Consider the following 16,053-nt stretch of genomic DNA (forward strand, 5'->3'; position numbering starts at 1 on the left):
TATGAGCTGGTGGAGAAAAATTATCGACTGGCCCTGGTGGCCGGATGCTCTGGAAAGGCAAAAGAACTGGCGGCGGCGCTGGCTGCTGGGCTGGAGTATCTGGGGGATAGCTATTACTGGCTTGGTCCTGGCGGGTACATATGCCTGGTGGTTTAACCGGACTTATCAGGATCATGTAACTGTGACCCGGGCGGTACAGGATGACCTGAGCAGCACTGCCACATGGGTTAAACCGGCGACGGTGCTGGCCCGGCAAACCGGAGAGGAAACGCAAGCTAAGCGGGCGGTAGAGCCTGCCCGGTCCCGGGAGGAAAAAAAGAAAAAAATTTCCCGCTACCAGGTATACACCCGGACACAGGTGGGGAATAATATAGTAGGGAAGGAACTCCCCTCTCCCAGATTTCCGCTGGCAGGTGGACAACTTATTTTCGGCTATGGCCAGATTTACTGGCCGGTTTTCGGGGACTACCGTTTCCACCACGGGGTGGATATCCGCCCGGCGGAAAACAATAACCTGGTGCGGGCGGTGTGGCCCGGTCAGGTCAAGGCCATTCGCGATGGCAGTGAAGGACCGGAACTGGTCCTGAGCCATGCCCAGGGTTGGGAAACGGTATATGGCAACCTGCAGGGCATCAAGGTGCGAATGGGTCAGCGGGTGGAAGGCGGCCAGGTCTTAGGCCTGGTAGCACCGGGTGAGTTGCTCCATTTTGCTGCCAGCCAGCGGGGAGAAGCGGTGAATCCTGCGGTTATCTTCCCTTAACAAGCTACCCTCATTCTTTTCATATCCCCTATCCCCTTTCTTGGCAACCGTTCTGGTTGCCTTTTTTTTATTCTTCCTTTGATGAAACGTTCTTCGAATATTGAACATAATCTGTAACAATAGGCGCTCCAAGAGCCCGGTTAGTTTCGCTTGAAAGGAGTCATAAGCTATGGATGACAGGTTTGAATCACGATTTTTTCGTCAATCAGATCCCAAAATGAAAGAATTCATCTTTACTCTCCCCCCAGCATGGTGGAGCCGTTGTTATGAATACCCCTGGGCCAGTAAGTTTGTTGAATCCAGTGATACGGTACTTGATGCTGGCTGCGGTATTAGTCATCCCTTTAAATTCTTTCTTTCCGATACATGTCGCGAAGTGCATGCCTGTGACATTGACGAACGCATTTTGTCATCCACCGCTATCCTCCAGGAGATTGAAGCGGACTTTGGTCAAGAAGAGGTCACTAAATTTCCCTTACGTCACTTTGATAACATCCACTTTGCTAAAGCGGATCTGGCTAAACTTCCTTATGAAAAGGGAAAATTTGATAAGATATTCTGCATTTCCGTCCTGGAGCACTTAAATACGAAGGTGATGCAGTCTATTCTAAAAGAATTTAAAAGGACCCTTAAAGATACAGGCTTAATTATTTTGACTTTCGACTACCCAACGATTAATTTAGATACTTTCATAAACATAATCACTGAAGTTGGCTTAAAATTTAATGGATCTGTTTCACTTACACTGCCAGATGACGCAGTCTTTAGTGATCTATATGGCCGACTCTATTGCTATCGTGCGGTTTTAAGAAAAGGTTAGCACTTTGAGACGCTATCAACCTGGCTTTTTGCTATATTACCCGACAAGTGGCTTCTTTTCTCATTCCCTGCAGCATATATATCTATTAGCAATGGCTGTAGGGGGGTTGAGGACGGGATGCAAGAATACATCAGGAAACGGGTCCTGGATATCAGCAATTATATTCTGGAGTCGGGGGCAACGGTGCGGCAGGCAGCCCAGGTCTTCGGCGTCAGCAAATCCACCGTGCATAAGGATATAACCGAGCGGTTACCGACCATTAATAAACGCCTGGCAGCCCAGGTCAAAAAAATCCTGGAAAACAACAAGGCAGAACGTCATATTCGGGGCGGGGAGGCGACCAGAAAAAAATATCAGGAAAATGCTGAATAACAGTAAGAAAAAGAGGATTTTCCCCTTTTTAGTAGAAATAAATTATATTTAGACGAAACTGGGCGTAATAGAATATTTGAAAGGGGAAAAGAAGAGAATGTTCGGCTTCGGCATGGATATCGGTGTGGATCTGGGCACTGCCAGTGTGCTGGTATATATAAGGGGGAAAGGGATTGTTTTGCACGAACCCTCTGTGGTCGCCATCAACAAGGATACCGGCAAAGTGATTGCTGTCGGGGAGGAAGCCCGGCGCATGATCGGGCGGACCCCGGGCAATATTGTGGCTATTCGCCCTTTGCGGGACGGTGTTATCGCCGATTATGACGTAACGGAAAAAATGCTGCGCTATTTTATCAACAAAGCCGTCGGCCGCAAATTTATTTTGCCTTTTTTCCGGCCCCGCATTATGGTGTGTATTCCCTCCGGTGTAACGGGGGTAGAGGAACGGGCAGTCAGACAGGCCGCCATTCAGGCCGGGGCCAGGCAGGCGGCGCTGATTGAGGAACCCCTGGCAGCAGCCCTGGGGGCAGGGATTGAGATTTCCGAACCCAGTGGCTCCATGGTGGTGGACATCGGCGGGGGTACCACCGATATTGCCGTTCTTTCCCTGGGGGGCATAGTGGTGAGCAAATCCCTGCGGGTCGGCGGAGACAAGTTTGATGAGGCTATTATGCGCTATATTCGGCGAGAATTCAACCTGATGATCGGAGAGCGGACGGCAGAAGAGCTGAAAATCCAGATCGGCACTGCCTATCCGGCCGCCAAACGGGATAACAGCGTTTACGAGATTCGCGGTCGGGACCTGGTTTCCGGTTTGCCCAAGAATGTGCAGGTAACCAGCCAGCATACCTATGAAGCACTGCAGGAAGCGGTGGAACAGGTAGTAAGCTCGGTCAAGGAAGTGCTGGAAAAAACCCCGCCGGAGCTGGCGGCAGATATAATGAACAAGGGAATTGTCATGACGGGGGGAGGTTCTCTCCTGCATGGCCTCAGTACCCTGATCAGCAAGGAGACAGGCCTGCCGGTCTATATTGCCGATGATCCTCTTTCCTGTGTAGCCCTAGGAACAGGGAAAGCCCTGGTTAACTACGATGTAGTAGCCAAAAACAACCGGTCCTATCGGAAAGTGCTGTAAGCGGTGGTGATGGAGAGTGAAGCGGCAGCGCTGGCTAAGTTTGATATTGTTGCTGCTGGTCTGGCTGGGGACAGGCTCAGCGTTAAGTCAGGGGGCAGAGGTGGCCCTGGTGGTGGAAAGCCCACTGGAGGGAGCAAGGGTAACCACTGGTCAGATTGATGTCAGGGGCTATCTCAGAGGCAGTACAGAGCTGACAGTTAACGGCAATACCGTTAGTGTAGGCAGTGACGGTTCCTGGATCACCCAGATCCAGTTGACTCCGGGTGCCAACCGGATCGAGCTGGTGGCACGAATATCAGGTCAGACGCTCAAAAAGTATCTCAACCTGTTTTACGCCGATGGCTTGCCGGTGATTACCATCAACCAGCCGGCAGATCAGGGGCTGGTGCGCGCCTCATCTCTCAACTTGACGGGAGAAGTGGCGGAAGGAGTGCTGGCAGCGGTATATCTCAATGGCAGCCAGCAGTCGGTGACCACCGGAGTAAATACCTTCAATCTGACTCTGTCCGGCTTGAAACCGGGCGCAAATAACATTAAGGTTTCAGCAGTGGACTCCGAAGGGGATAGCCGGGAAAAAAACCTGACCGTCTGGTATGATGACAGTCCGGCACTGGAGGTAACTGAACCCGGTCCGGGACAACAAATTAATGGTAACACTGTGGTGGTCAAGGGGAAGGCCTGGAATGTGGACAAGCTGCTAATCAATGACCAGCAGGTATCTGTCAGTGGTAACAGTTTCAGCTACACCCTGGTGGTCAATGATAAGACCGATAAAATCACTCTGGTGGGCAGCAAAGGCAACCGGTCGGTTACAGTTGAGATTCAGGTCAAATATGCAGGCAAGCCGGAGCTGGTTATTGACAGTCCTGGTTCGGGCAGCAAGGTCTATAGCAATGTTATCAGTATCAGTGGGCATCTGCTCGGCCTGGCTGATTATAGCGGACTGGAGGCTGTGGTCAACAAAAATAAATATTCTTTCAATACCAGGGGGTACTTTACTGCAGACAATATCCTGTTGAAGCCTGGCAAAAATACTGTTAAAGTTGAAGTAAAGACGGCAAATTTAACTTTAAGCAAGAGTATTGATATTTACTATATTGAACAACCGCAAACAGGGGCCAGTATCCGCCTGCAGCCTGCTATCAGCGGCGGTAACTTCAAACTCTGGGGCGGAATGGTTCAATTGACGGTACCGCCCGGGGTATTCAGCGGCAATGAATACCTGCGGGTCAGGAGCGAAAATCCCCGGGACTATACTATTTCCGGAGGTGGTCGGGTTTTTGCCGGACCGGTGCTGAGTATCGAAGGACTGGGGGAACAGGGGGTAACTCTGACGGTTAAAACCGCGCCAGGTCTCAGTTCGGAGCAGGGTCGGCGCCTGGACCTCTATCGCTATAATGGCGATGGGAACTGGGAGCCGCTGGCGGGAGTGGCAGACAGCCGCAAAGGAACAGTAACTGCCTGGCTGCCGGGGAATGGAGTTTATGCGGTGCTGGCCGATGTCAGGGTTTATGCCGACGTAGAGGGCCACTGGGCCCAGGAGGATATCGAAGCCCTGCTGGCTCGTGGTATCATGTCACCGGACAGCAGTACCTCTTTTCGTCCTGACCGGGCCTTGACCCGGGCCGAGCTGGCAGTAATTCTGGCTAAGGCGCTGGGACTGCAGCCCTTGAACAATAATTATCTTTACTTTACCGATTTGTCGACCGGTGATGCCCGTTACCCGTATATTCAGGCGGTAATCAGGGCTGGTTACATGAAAGGTACAGGCAATGGGCGTTTTAACCCTTATGGTACGGTAACCAGGGCGGAGTTTATGACCATCCTCAGCCGGGCCGGTAACTGGGCTGCTGCCAGGGATGGTGGGACCAGCCCCGGGTTCAGGGATTGGGCCCAGGTGCCCTGGTGGGCTAAAAATGCCATAACTGTAGCTCTGCAAAAGGGCTATATCAATGGGGTGAAACCGGGAGTGTTAGCACCCCGGGCGGCTATTACCAAGGCCCAGGCTGCCAGGTTGCTGGTCAAGATGATGACGGAACTGAAGCGGATTTAAGCGGGGGAGGGGTTGGTTTGATCAGAGGATTATATACAGCAGCGTCCGGGATGGTGGCCCAGCAAAAACGCATGGACACCATCGCCAATAACATGGCCAATGTCAATACAGCCGGTTTCAAGCGAGATGAGACTGTCGTTGAAGCTTTTCCCCAGTTGCTGCTGAGCCGGCTCAATGACCCGGGAATTCCGGGGGCGGATAAAGGGGATGTACGGCCGCTGGTAGGTGGGCTGGGCACAGGTGCCCGTTTGCAGGCAGTGCTGCCTATCTTTACCCAGGGACCCTTGCGCCAGACGGAGGCACCGCTGGATGTGGCCATTGCCGGGAATGGCTTTTTCGTGGTTCAGACTCCTGCCGGAGAGGCCTACACCCGCAATGGCGCTTTCCAGCTGGATGAACAGGGGTACCTGGTCACCTCTGCCGGTTACCGGGTGCTGGGGCAGGGGGGACCGATTCGGGTCCAGCCCGGCAGCAAGGTGGTTATTGATGAACAGGGACAGGTAACAGCCAATGGTCAGCCGGTAGGAAAGCTGCGGGTGGTGGCTTTTGCCAATCCCCAGGCCCTGCAGAAACTGGGGGACTCCCTCTTCCAGGGGACAGGAGCAACCCCGCTGGCGGAACCGGTGCTGCGTCCCGGTTTTCTGGAACAGTCCAATGTCAATCCGGTACTGGAAATGGTGAATATGCTGACGGCTATGCGGACCTATGAAGCCGGGCAAAAAACCATTCAGGCGGAAGACCAGCTTTTGGAGAAAGCTGTTAATGAAGTAGGCAGGGTATAAGGAGGGAGTCGGAATGATACGGACTTTATGGACAGCGGCCAGCGGTATGACGGCCCAGCAGGCCAATATTGACAATATCGCCAACAACCTGGCAAACGTCAATACCACCGGTTACAAAAAGACTTCAGTGGAGTTTCAGGATCTGCTTTATGCCAATCTGCGGGAAAACGGCCGGGTGCTGGCTGATGGGACCACTTCCCCGATTAATTTCCAGCTGGGCATGGGGGTAAGGGTGGCCGGGATCAGGACAGAGTTCAGCAAGGGCAATCTGCAGGCTACTAATAATCCCTTTGACCTGGCACTAACCGATGACACCTTTTTTGAAATCCGTCTGCCCAACGGCCAGGTCGCATATACCAGGGATGGCTCCTTCAAAGTTAACAGTGAAGGGCGGATTGTCACAGTAGATGGCTATCAGCTGTCCTTGCAGAACAAGACGGCCGATGAGGTGCTGATCAGCGATCCGGAAGCGGTATCCATTGCGGAAAATGGCAGTATTGTCATGCCCAGGAAAACTGCAGTATCAGCAGATATTTATATTCTCAAGGATGCCAAGACTCTGGTGGATAATGGCACTGGATTTTTCACCGGCGACTTTGAACAATGGCAACCATCAGACAGTCAGCCCAATCCGCCCAAAGACCGCTATTTCAAAGTGGAAATGCCCGATGGCAGTGAAGCCTATGTGCGGGCCGGCAGTTTCAAGGTGGACAGCGAAGGCAATATTGTCACCTCCCTGCAGGTTGCTGATGGCAATGGGGGGTTTAAACCCGCCAAGCTGGTCAGTTCCTCCCTGCCGGAAGTGGACAAGGGGGTAGTTCAGGTGGATGTAGGGGATGATGGCAAATTCGTTCTGACCCAGGAAGTGGGCCTGATTCGCCGGGTGCGTTTCACCAACCCGCAGGGTCTGGAGAAGAGGGGCCAGAACCTGTATTTCCCCACCGCTGCCTCTGGTCCGGCGGAAACCGTGTCTGAAGACCAGGCAGGGGTGATGAGTGGCTTTATTGAGACTTCCAATGTCCAGGTGGCTGAGGAAATGGTGAAGATGATTATGGCCCAGCGGGCTTATGAGCTGAATTCCAAGGCGATTCAGACCGCAGATGACATGATGCAGGTCGCCAATCAGCTCAAGCGTTAAGGGAGGGATAGCCGGTGACAGTTAATGGTATCGGTGGGACCTCTCCGCTGAAGCTGGCCCGGGAAGCGGTCAAGAGTACCGTTCCGGGTGAAGGGCAGGAGTTTGCCCGGGTGCTGGAACAGGCGGCCAAAAGTGCCGATGACAAAAAACTGAAAGAGGCCTGCCAGCAGATGGAGGCCCTTTACCTGCACCAGCTTCTGCAGAGGATGAGGGCTACTGTTCCCAAAGGAGGACTGTTCCCGGAAGATAATGGAGAGGAGATCTTTCGGGATATGCTGGATGGGGAACTGGCGGTGCAGATGAGCAAGGCCGGTGGGATTGGTCTGGCAGAAATGTTGTATCAACAGTTGAAACCGCAAAAATAGCTATTCTGCGGGAATAAAAACTGTTCCAGCTGGTTAACCTGTGTTCTGGTGATTTAAATGCAAATTAGCAGAAGAATCTGTATAGTGATGGTGCTGGTCGTTATTCTGAACATTTCTAGCGCTGCAACCGGCTGGAGCAGTGAACAAACTATCAATGAACCAGTGGCTATTTTCTGGCATAATGGCCGAGAACTAAAAGCTCTTACTATTCTGGTCATGAGAGCTGATGGCAGCAAAGCGGTGATCGGAACCGTCCCTGTTTTCGCCTATTATGCCAGTCACCGCGGAGGTCCGGGCAGCCGGGGGCTACCGCAAACGGTGGGAGAGATGTTTGCTGCTCAAGGCCGGGCTGCGGTACTAACAGCGGTAAGTACCTATCTGGGCCTACCGCTCAGCAAGTATGTAGCGATTGAGCAGAAAGCTTTTGCCAGCATGTCTGAACTGGTTGGACCCACCACCATCAATGGAAAAGAGATTACCATGGCAACGGCCTTTGAGCAAACCCGGCTGGGGATCAGACATGATGATCAGCAAGTGGTGAGAGCTTTTAGTGCCAAGCTCCGCCAACCGGAGGAATGGTGGAAACTGCCCCGGCTGGCCTATTTACTGATCGGGGCTGTAGATACCAATCTGACCATGCAGGAGCTCTGGCAATATTATTCCCTCTACCGGCAAATCGGACCGGAACGAACTTACAAGGAAGCCGTTCAGGGTAAGGATTTCTATATTGATGGTGTAAAATACCGGGCCATTTCTCCCCGGGAATGGCAGGAATTCTTCCCCCGCCTGTTGAAATAACAGGGAAAGGGGGTTTTTGTTTTGCGGAAAAACAGGATTCTAGCACTCTCTTTTCTACTGATCATGGCTGGATTGGGATTAAGCAAGAGCGGCTGGGCCAGGCCCGGGGATGCGGCTGACCCACTGGTAACCAAAAGCTATGTAATGAAGGTGATTTCAGAAAACTTCAATCCTATGGCGCAGACTCTGGCGTCTGTAGATAGCAAACTGGATGATTTATTACAGCGTACTGTCAGTGCCCAAAAACAACTGGTGCCCTTCAGCGATGTTTATCAGGCGGAGTACAGCCCGGCTATTGCCCGGATATACCATCTTGGTCTGATCAAAGGTTATCCGGATGGTACTTTCAGGCCCAATGGACCGATTAGCAGGAGTGAAATGGCTACCCTGCTGGTAAGGGCGAAAAAATTAGCATTAACTACCCGGAAAATCTATTTTAAAGATGTGTATTCCGGCTACTGGGCTTATCAGTATATCGCCACTGCTAAACTATCCGGACTGGTTACCGGTTATCCTGACAATACCTTCAGGCCAACCCGGCAGGTGACTAGAGGGGAAGCGGCTGCGCTCATCTATCGGGCCTATGCCAAATCACTGATAGCAGTGCAATCGGCGCCTAAATACAGCGATATGACCAAACACTGGGCCCGGCCTTATGTGGATTATCTGACTAAAGCAGGGGTGATTCCGGTGGAAGCGGGCGGCAAATTCAATCCCGATGCCCCGGCCACCCGTTTATGGGTGGTGGAGGCCCTGGCAAAACTACAGTAGAGAGGAGCAAAGCCCAATGAAAAAGAGAATGGCCCTGATAATTGCCCTGGCAATACTCGGAACAAATACGGCTGTAGCCTGGGCCCGGCCGGGGGATGCCAGTGACCCGCTGGTAACCAGGAGCTATGTTGACAAACAGGTGGCTGAAGGGCTAACGCCTCTGGCTGACCAGATGGACGCACTGCAACAGAATCTGGACCAGTTGCTGGTAAGAAGCACAGCCTTACAGCAACAGCTGGCCGAACTGTTGCTGAACTTCAAAGATATAGCTGCCATACCGGAAAAAGTGGCCATAATCAAGGCAGTCAAGCTGGGCTGGATGCAGGGCAATGCCGATCGCACCTTTAGGCCCAAAGCTGCCCTGACCCGCAGGGATCTGGCCCTGTTTCTGGTCAGGGCCAAAGGAGTGCCCCTCAGTAACACAAAGGCAAAATACAAAGATGTGAAGGCCAGCGATCCGCTGGCCAGGGTGATGGTAACCGCAGCAGAGAAAAAGCTGCTCCCGGCCCGCAGTCGCACCTATTATGGTGCCAACCAGGGTGTCACCAGAGCCGAGCTGGCCTATTACCTGGCCCGCAATTTTCCGGAACTGATGCCCAGGGCGGGTACCAAAATGCCGTATGTAAAGGATAGCAACCGTCACTGGGCTAAAACTTCGATCCAGAAGGTAGTGGTTAGTGAGCTGATGCCCCTGGACAAGCAGGGGAAGTTTTATCCCAACCGGCTGCTGACCAGGGCGGAAGCGGCGGCGATCATGGCAAAAGTGGCAGCCAAGAAAAATTTATAAAAAATTTTCCTCCGACCCCCAAAAAAAGACCCCTGCCTGACGTATTTATATAACGTCAGGACAGGGGTTCAGTTTTATGGTTGATGTAGCAGAAATTTAAATTAAAGCCATTGACTGGACTGCCGTTGCTGGCTATAATGGAAAATGTAGCCTAATGGCTACAGGGGGACTGAAAAGATTAAATAAAAAAAGAAGTGTAAAGGGGGATATGAAAAGAATGAGAATCAAGAAGTCTATGGCTACTTTTGTGGCCGCCACCATGCTGTTCGGTTCCACCGGCATGGCATTCGCTTCCGTGGATGACAGCATCAATCGTCTGAATGGCGTAGGTCTGGTTAAGGGTTATGCTGATGGCAGCTTCAAACCGGAACAGAACATCACCCGGGCTGAATATGCCGCTATTGCCGTACGGGCCCTGGGGCTGGAAGCGGCTGCTCAGTATGCAAAAGGACCTACCAAGTTCAAGGATGTACCTGCCAATCACTGGGCCTCTGGTTATATTAATGTAGCAGTTGACCAGGGGATCATTACCGGTTATCCCGATGGTAAATTCAGACCTGATGCGAATGTAACTGCTGCTGAAGCCATTGCCATGATGGTACGGGTGCTGGGTTATGAGCCTGTTCTGACTGGAACCTGGCCGACCAAGTATATCTCCAAGGCATCAGCTCTCGGCTTGTTGGACAATGTTTCCATTGACAACTTCAATGCTCCTGCTAAACGGGGAGATGTATTCGTTATCGCTGATGATGCATTGGATGTAAAACCGCTGGAACAAAAAGGTTATGGTGACACCAAGACTTACGAAGAATCCACCAAAACCCTGCTGGAACTGAAACTGAAAGTAACCGAGAAAAAAGACATGGCTGTGGGTGCTTCTGTAGTTCACGATGGTGTTGCTGCAGACCAAATCAGCGTCAATGGTTCTGTCTATGACCTTGTAGGTACAGTAAATCCTTTTGACTTCTATGGTCTGAAAACAAAAGTCTGGTTTAACAAGGATAATGATGTAATTGCTGTTAAGGCTGATGAGGAAGAAATCTTTACTGATAAGATTAAGAGTTTTAGTGGTAATAAAGTTGTATTCTATGGTAAGGGTGAAAAAGAACTTGCTTCTTCTGTAACCCTCTACAACAACTTTGCTGCAGGAACACCGGCAGTACTTGGTTCCAATGTTAATAATGGTGATGTAGTAAAAGTTGTACTGGATGATAAAGGCAAGATTATTAAGTTTATTAAGTTTGCTTATCCCAACACTGACTACGTAAAAGAAATTGATGCTGCTAACAAGAAAATTACTTTCAAGCGGTCTGGTAGCTCCATTTCCTTAAAGGATAAGGATGAAGACTATATCCAGATCTTCAAGAACGGTAAAAAGGCAACTCTAGCTGACATCAAGGTTGGCGATGTAGTATCTTATTATTATAATGGTGACAAATATTTGATCGCAGCTACAGATGCTGTTGTAAGCGGTAAGCTGACCTCTGTTGCTGATGCAGCAGGCAACAATGTAAAACTGGTTGTTGGCGATAAAACTGTATATACTAATGGAACCGCTGAATATACAACGAATAACGGCGATTCCTTCAGCGTAGCTACAACTGCTAACTTGAACGATGACCTGGTTGGCCAGAATGTTACTGTGAAACTGGGTCTGAATGGTGAGGCAGCCTATGTTATCAGTGACAAGGAAGCTACCAGCAAGACATTTGATGTTCTGGTCAGAAATATTACCAAAGAAACTACTTATAGTGGAAACACCAATTCCACCAAGACCTATATCAAGGTAACCAAGTTTGATGGTACCATGCTGGTATATGAAGTTGATAACGATGACTACAGCACTGTTGGCGATATGGCTAATGGATATGTAGGTCTGAGTACTGTTATTACTAGTCCCGATACTGCTGAAATCAATCCTAAAGACTTGGTCAAAATTACTTTAAATGACTCAGGTAAAGTATCAAAGGTTGTTGCTATAGATAGTAACACGATAAAAACACCAACTAATATAGATAAAGATACAAATGTACTTTATGTAAATGGTACACCTTACATTATTACCAGTGACACCAAGGTTATCAAGTCCAAGAAATTGGGTGGTGGCTCTTCTACAGCTTATCTTGATGAAACTGAATATGTAACGTGGGATAATGCTGAAGATTATGTAGCACAAAATCTAACTAATACTAAAATAGTTATTGATGGTTCCAAAGTTAAATATGTCTTCTTGGATTCTACTACCGCCGTTGCTTCCGACTATAAGTGGGGTGTTGTTGTAGGCAGTAAGTTCGGTATCGGTGGCGGAGACTATGCGGTTAAAATCAACATCGATGGTACCGAAAAGCAATACACACTGGATGTAGCAAGTTTTACCTATTCTAACCAGCCTATTATTTTCAAACTGAATGCAGATGGAACTAAATTGAATTTTGCAAATGGACTAGTTGAAATGGGTGGTTTGGAAACAGTAGAGAAAGTTGAAACCGTAGGCGACAAGGTAATTATCACCATGACTAATGGGAACCAGCGGATTGGCATTGCCTCCAAGGTTAAATACTTTGATAAATCTGGAGGTAAGAACATTACTCCGATTACTGGAGTCTCCAGCGGAGATAATGTACGGGTCTATGAATTCCTGGACAAAGATGGAAAATATCAGTCACCGACGGATGGCATGATTGACTTTGTAGTGAAAGAATAACAACAAGGGGCTAAGCCCCTTGTTTTTTTGTGCGCCCGGCATGGGCGTTGTCTATAGGGTGAAAGTCCCGAACGGCGAAGGTAGCAGTAGCCGTAGCTTAAGACAAGGGTCACCATCCTGATGAAGGGCCGAACACGAAGTGAGGGCTTGGCTTGGTACGTTCGAGAGAGACTCAAAGACAGCAGAAAAACCCATATGGGGCCTGCCATGGGGAGGAAGCGGTGAATCCGCAGGGGACCCATGGAGGGCCGAGTGTAACTCCGGCACAACCCGGGAACACATCCCGCGAAAGTGATGGTAACGGTCAGAAGGAGAAGGTTGTGGCCAGACAGAACATGCTGGCAACTCTAAGACGGGTAGAGGTGATCAAAGGTGCTCCAGGAATTGACCAGGTCACGATAAAAGACCTCAGGGACTATGTACGGGAGCACTGGGACAGAATTAGGGAAGAACTTCTCACGGGACCCTATAAACCGCTTCAGTTACGGGTTCAGACCCGGACGCAGGGGACATGATGCGGTCAGACAGGCAAGGAAGTACGCAGAGGAAGGATACACCTGGGTGGTAGACATGGAACTGGAGAAATTCTTCGACCGGGTAAACTATGACATCTTGATGGCCCGTGTTGTCCGCAAAGTCAAAGGCAAGCGGGTACTAAAACTTATCCGCCGCTATCTTCAGGCCGGTGTAATGGTCAACGGGGTAGTAATGGACACCGATGAAGGTACTCCACAAGGAGCTTTGGCCAAAAGCCACGCTAGTGAGCGTTAAGGAAAAGACGAGGCTAGACCTCTGATAACGTGTCGAAAGCGTAGGGACGTCATCAAAACCAGGGGGTAGTAGTTAACTTGGGATAAGGCTGGAAGAAATCTGTTTACTGACCAGATGATGACCGGCATGAAGTTGGCGTGAAATTAGTACAGGCTTCTGTGAGGAACGTGGGAACCTGCACTTCGATGCCAAGAGAAAACTCCAAGCGGAGGACCAGTAAGGACGAAAGTATCGACGCGAAACGCAGGGGCGGAACAATCCGCAGTAGTGATGAAGCTCCCGTAATGGGTGTGAAGCGAAGGGATTGTATTATCCGGTTTTGAACAGCGGTCAACCGCAAGGGAGGAACCAATGAGCAAAACAAAGCCTTATGAAATCTCCAAGTTAATGGTACTGGAGGCATTCCAGAGAGTAAAAGCTAACAAGGGCGCTGCTGGAATTGATGATGAAAGTTTGGAAGCTTTTGAGGCAGATTTGAAGAACAACCTCTATAAGATTTGGAACAGAATGTCTTCCGGCAGCTATTTCCCTCCACCGGTTAAAGCAGTGAAAATTCCGAAGAAAAGTGGGGTACTCGCATACTTGGCGTGCCCACACAGTGGCCGATCGGATGGCGCAGATGGTGGCGATAATCTACTTCGAGCCATAAGTTGAACCCTACTTTGGTGCGGCCTCCTATGGATACCAACCGGGGAAATCGGCCGCTGATGCCCTAGCTGTCACCGGCAGCGGTGCTGGAGGTACGACTGGGTACTGGATTTTGACATCAGGGGGCTGTTTGACAATATCGACCACGAATTGCTGATGAAGGCAGTCCGCAGGCACACCGACAATCCGTGGGTCGTCCTCTACATTCAGAGATGGCTCAAGGCACCGTTTCAAATGCCTGATGGCACGGTCAAAATTGCAGAAGGGAACCTAAATTTGTTTATCCACCGGCAAATGGGGATTCTTTCTGGGGCGGATAATGGGAGTCGGATGAGCTGAGAGGGTCACGTCCGGTTCTGAGAGGGCCTGGGTATAAGACTCCCCAGGGCTACTTACTGTAACTTCTATGTTCAAAGCAAGCGAACCGGAGAACGGGTTTTTGGGAATGCCAAATCGTTCCTGGAGAAGAAGTTGATAACTTCTCGAAGCAAGGCCGAGAGGGTTTCGAACCGCATCAAGAGCATTAAAGCCTGCCTTGGAGGCTGGATAGGATACTATGCGCTGGCGGAAACGCCGAGCGTATTCCAGGAAATCGAGGGATGGCTAAGGCGAAGGCTACGGATGTGTGTCTGGAAACAATGGAAGCGTGTCCGAACCCTATACCGTGAACTGCGGGCCCTGGGCCTACCGGAGCGAGTTTTACATATAATGGCTAATGCCCGTAAAGGCTACTGGCGTATGTTTCGACAATTAAATAACGCCCTGAACAATGCCTACTGGCAAAGTCAGGGCCTAAAGAGTTTAACTGAACGTTATCATCGCATTCGTCAAGCTTGGTGAACCGCCGTATACCGAACGGTACGTACGGTGGTGTGAGAAGACGGGGATAATCACCCCCTCCTACTCGATTACAGAAAAATGCAATTAATAGGATAAAATGGTTTTTCAAAAAGGATTTTTTAGTTTTATGTCGAATGTATTAAGTATTATGCAAGATTATATTTTATGGAAGTGATTAGATGGCAATATTGATAATTCCGGTTTCATATTTATTAGCCTTCTACCTGAGATTTAGCGGTGCTTACGAACAGGCTAACCTTGAATCTTTGCTTACCAGCTTACCCTGGCTTACTTTGTGGGGTTTTTTGCTCCTTTATATCTATGATTTCCTTCCTTATCGACGTTTAGATCGGGAAGAGCGCTTGGCCTCAATTATCCTGGTAGTCGCTCTGCAGTTGTTAGGTGGCATGGCCTTGTCTTTTTTTCTGCGTTCCTTTGCTTTTCCACGTACAGTCTTCCTATTAGCTTCTATCTTTCAGCTATTGGGATTGTGGTTAAGTAGCCACTATCGTGATCAGCAGCTAAAGTCCAATTTTAATGACATTATTTGCCTGCCGTCTCATTTGACTCCAACTGAACAAGCTATTATGATCCTGTCCGCTTGGCAGGAAGGGAAAAATGTTGAACTAATTCCAACTTTAGAGCAGCTTCTGGTTCTGGGTGGAAAACTGGAGCGCTCCGGGACAGAATTAAGAATCATCCTGCGACCTCAGGTCAGGATGCAGGGCTTAAAACGTTTACTGGATTTAATTATATCTTTGCCCCTATTGCTTCTTTTGTTGCCCTTATTTATTATCATCTCCATTTTGGTTAAAATTGATTCTCCAGGGCCGATTCTTTACCGTCAGCAACGAGTTACGATTGGCGGGAAAATATTCTGGCTATATAAATTTCGCACTATGCAAGTTGATGCTGAAGCTGTTACTGGGCCAGTTCTAGCAACAAAAAATGACCCTCGAATTACCAGAATAGGTAAGTTGTTGCGACGAACAAGGCTGGACGAATTGCCGCAGTTATGGAATGTATTCAAAGGTGAAATGAGTTTGGTAGGTCCCCGTCCGGAAAGACCTGAATTTGTTACAATTTATCAGCAAAAAATTCCTGGGTATGAATTGCGTCATCTGATGCGAGCTGGTTTAACGGGACTGGCTCAAGTCAGCGCAGGATATGATTTACCAGTAGAGGAAAAGTTAAAATATGATTTGGCTTATATAAATAGCTGGTCAATCTGGGAAGATATAAAAATACTGTTTAGGACTTTACGAACAATATTTTTGTTGAACAGAGCTCACTGAAAAGTAGGAGGAAA

At 49.5% G+C, this 16,053-nt stretch carries 17 protein-coding genes and 1 pseudogene; all 18 read left to right on the forward strand.

Annotated elements, in window-relative coordinates; translation table 11 throughout:
• Position 1: 1 nt before the first annotated feature.
• Entirely contained in the window at positions 2–760 is a 759-nt protein-coding gene (locus CTH_RS01875) for a M23 family metallopeptidase (protein WP_107752853.1), read from the forward strand.
• Between the two features lie 169 nt (positions 761–929).
• Entirely contained in the window at positions 930–1,580 is a 651-nt protein-coding gene (locus CTH_RS01880; RefSeq protein WP_078665213.1) for a class I SAM-dependent methyltransferase, read from the forward strand.
• Between the two features lie 117 nt (positions 1,581–1,697).
• The gene (spoIIID, locus tag CTH_RS01885; protein WP_078665212.1) at positions 1,698–1,952 is read left to right on the forward strand and encodes a sporulation transcriptional regulator SpoIIID; all 255 of its coding nucleotides are present in this window, start codon (positions 1,698–1,700) and stop codon (positions 1,950–1,952) included.
• A 97-nt stretch (positions 1,953–2,049) separates the two neighbouring features.
• Complete coding sequence (mreB, locus tag CTH_RS01890; protein ID WP_078665211.1) at positions 2,050–3,087, forward strand: rod shape-determining protein; 1,038 nt, start codon at positions 2,050–2,052, stop codon at positions 3,085–3,087.
• Positions 3,088–3,103: 16 nt separating this feature from the next.
• Positions 3,104–5,140, forward strand: a complete 2,037-nt coding sequence (locus tag CTH_RS01895) for an S-layer homology domain-containing protein (protein ID WP_078665210.1) — start codon at positions 3,104–3,106, stop codon at positions 5,138–5,140.
• A 17-nt stretch (positions 5,141–5,157) separates the two neighbouring features.
• Positions 5,158–5,922, forward strand: a complete 765-nt coding sequence (flgF, locus tag CTH_RS01900) for a flagellar basal-body rod protein FlgF (protein ID WP_107752855.1) — start codon at positions 5,158–5,160, stop codon at positions 5,920–5,922.
• A 13-nt stretch (positions 5,923–5,935) separates the two neighbouring features.
• Positions 5,936–7,060 carry a flagellar hook-basal body protein gene (locus CTH_RS01905; RefSeq protein ID WP_107752857.1) on the forward strand — a complete coding sequence of 375 codons (1,125 nt, stop codon included), beginning with the start codon at positions 5,936–5,938 and terminating at the stop codon, positions 7,058–7,060.
• Positions 7,061–7,074: 14 nt separating this feature from the next.
• Complete coding sequence (locus tag CTH_RS01910) at positions 7,075–7,425, forward strand: rod-binding protein (RefSeq protein WP_107752859.1); 351 nt, start codon at positions 7,075–7,077, stop codon at positions 7,423–7,425.
• 84 nt (positions 7,426–7,509) lie between these two features.
• A complete protein-coding gene (locus CTH_RS01915; RefSeq protein WP_159073795.1) occupies positions 7,510–8,223 on the forward strand; it encodes an LCP family protein in 714 nt (237 codons plus the stop codon).
• 21 nt (positions 8,224–8,244) lie between these two features.
• Positions 8,245–8,994 (forward strand): S-layer homology domain-containing protein, encoded by a 750-nt coding sequence (locus tag CTH_RS01920; RefSeq protein ID WP_078665205.1) that lies wholly within the window; start codon positions 8,245–8,247, stop codon positions 8,992–8,994.
• A 16-nt stretch (positions 8,995–9,010) separates the two neighbouring features.
• Positions 9,011–9,781, forward strand: a complete 771-nt coding sequence (locus CTH_RS01925) for an S-layer homology domain-containing protein (protein ID WP_159071785.1) — start codon at positions 9,011–9,013, stop codon at positions 9,779–9,781.
• Positions 9,782–9,989: 208 nt separating this feature from the next.
• On the forward strand, positions 9,990–12,485 hold the full coding sequence (locus CTH_RS01930; protein ID WP_159071786.1) for an S-layer homology domain-containing protein: 2,496 nt from the start codon (positions 9,990–9,992) through the stop codon (positions 12,483–12,485).
• 320 nt (positions 12,486–12,805) lie between these two features.
• Positions 12,806–13,000 (forward strand): hypothetical protein, encoded by a 195-nt coding sequence (locus CTH_RS14335; protein ID WP_242979097.1) that lies wholly within the window; start codon positions 12,806–12,808, stop codon positions 12,998–13,000.
• A gap of 46 nt (positions 13,001–13,046) precedes the next feature.
• Positions 13,047–13,256 (forward strand): hypothetical protein, encoded by a 210-nt coding sequence (locus tag CTH_RS01935; protein ID WP_477021181.1) that lies wholly within the window; start codon positions 13,047–13,049, stop codon positions 13,254–13,256.
• A gap of 351 nt (positions 13,257–13,607) precedes the next feature.
• The gene (locus tag CTH_RS14495; RefSeq protein ID WP_348980838.1) at positions 13,608–13,910 is read left to right on the forward strand and encodes a hypothetical protein; all 303 of its coding nucleotides are present in this window, start codon (positions 13,608–13,610) and stop codon (positions 13,908–13,910) included.
• Between the two features lie 465 nt (positions 13,911–14,375).
• Positions 14,376–14,519: pseudogene (locus CTH_RS14500) on the forward strand (group II intron maturase-specific domain-containing protein); the annotation flags it as partial.
• 6 nt (positions 14,520–14,525) lie between these two features.
• Positions 14,526–14,744 carry a hypothetical protein gene (locus tag CTH_RS14340; protein WP_242952044.1) on the forward strand — a complete coding sequence of 73 codons (219 nt, stop codon included), beginning with the start codon at positions 14,526–14,528 and terminating at the stop codon, positions 14,742–14,744.
• Between the two features lie 179 nt (positions 14,745–14,923).
• The gene (locus CTH_RS01955; RefSeq protein ID WP_078665200.1) at positions 14,924–16,039 is read left to right on the forward strand and encodes an exopolysaccharide biosynthesis polyprenyl glycosylphosphotransferase; all 1,116 of its coding nucleotides are present in this window, start codon (positions 14,924–14,926) and stop codon (positions 16,037–16,039) included.
• Positions 16,040–16,053 lie beyond the last annotated feature (14 nt).

It is taken from the genome of Carboxydocella thermautotrophica (assembly GCA_003054495.1).
Classification (GTDB): domain Bacteria; phylum Bacillota.

Excerpts from the sequence above, each read along its gene's own strand:
- CTH_RS01875 (WP_107752853.1), top strand. The coding sequence starts at position 2 with ATGAGCTGGTGGAGAAAAATTATCGACTGGCCCTGGTGGCCGGATGCT.
- CTH_RS01880 (WP_078665213.1), top strand. The coding sequence starts at position 930 with ATGGATGACAGGTTTGAATCACGATTTTTTCGTCAATCAGATCCCAAA.
- spoIIID (WP_078665212.1), top strand. The coding sequence starts at position 1,698 with ATGCAAGAATACATCAGGAAACGGGTCCTGGATATCAGCAATTATATT.
- mreB (WP_078665211.1), top strand. The coding sequence starts at position 2,050 with ATGTTCGGCTTCGGCATGGATATCGGTGTGGATCTGGGCACTGCCAGT.
- CTH_RS01905 (WP_107752857.1), top strand. The coding sequence starts at position 5,936 with ATGATACGGACTTTATGGACAGCGGCCAGCGGTATGACGGCCCAGCAG.
- CTH_RS01925 (WP_159071785.1), top strand. The coding sequence starts at position 9,011 with ATGAAAAAGAGAATGGCCCTGATAATTGCCCTGGCAATACTCGGAACA.
- CTH_RS01930 (WP_159071786.1), top strand. The coding sequence starts at position 9,990 with ATGAAAAGAATGAGAATCAAGAAGTCTATGGCTACTTTTGTGGCCGCC.
- CTH_RS14495 (WP_348980838.1), top strand. The coding sequence starts at position 13,608 with ATGAGCAAAACAAAGCCTTATGAAATCTCCAAGTTAATGGTACTGGAG.
- CTH_RS14340 (WP_242952044.1), top strand. The coding sequence starts at position 14,526 with ATGTGTGTCTGGAAACAATGGAAGCGTGTCCGAACCCTATACCGTGAA.
- CTH_RS01955 (WP_078665200.1), top strand. The coding sequence starts at position 14,924 with ATGGCAATATTGATAATTCCGGTTTCATATTTATTAGCCTTCTACCTG.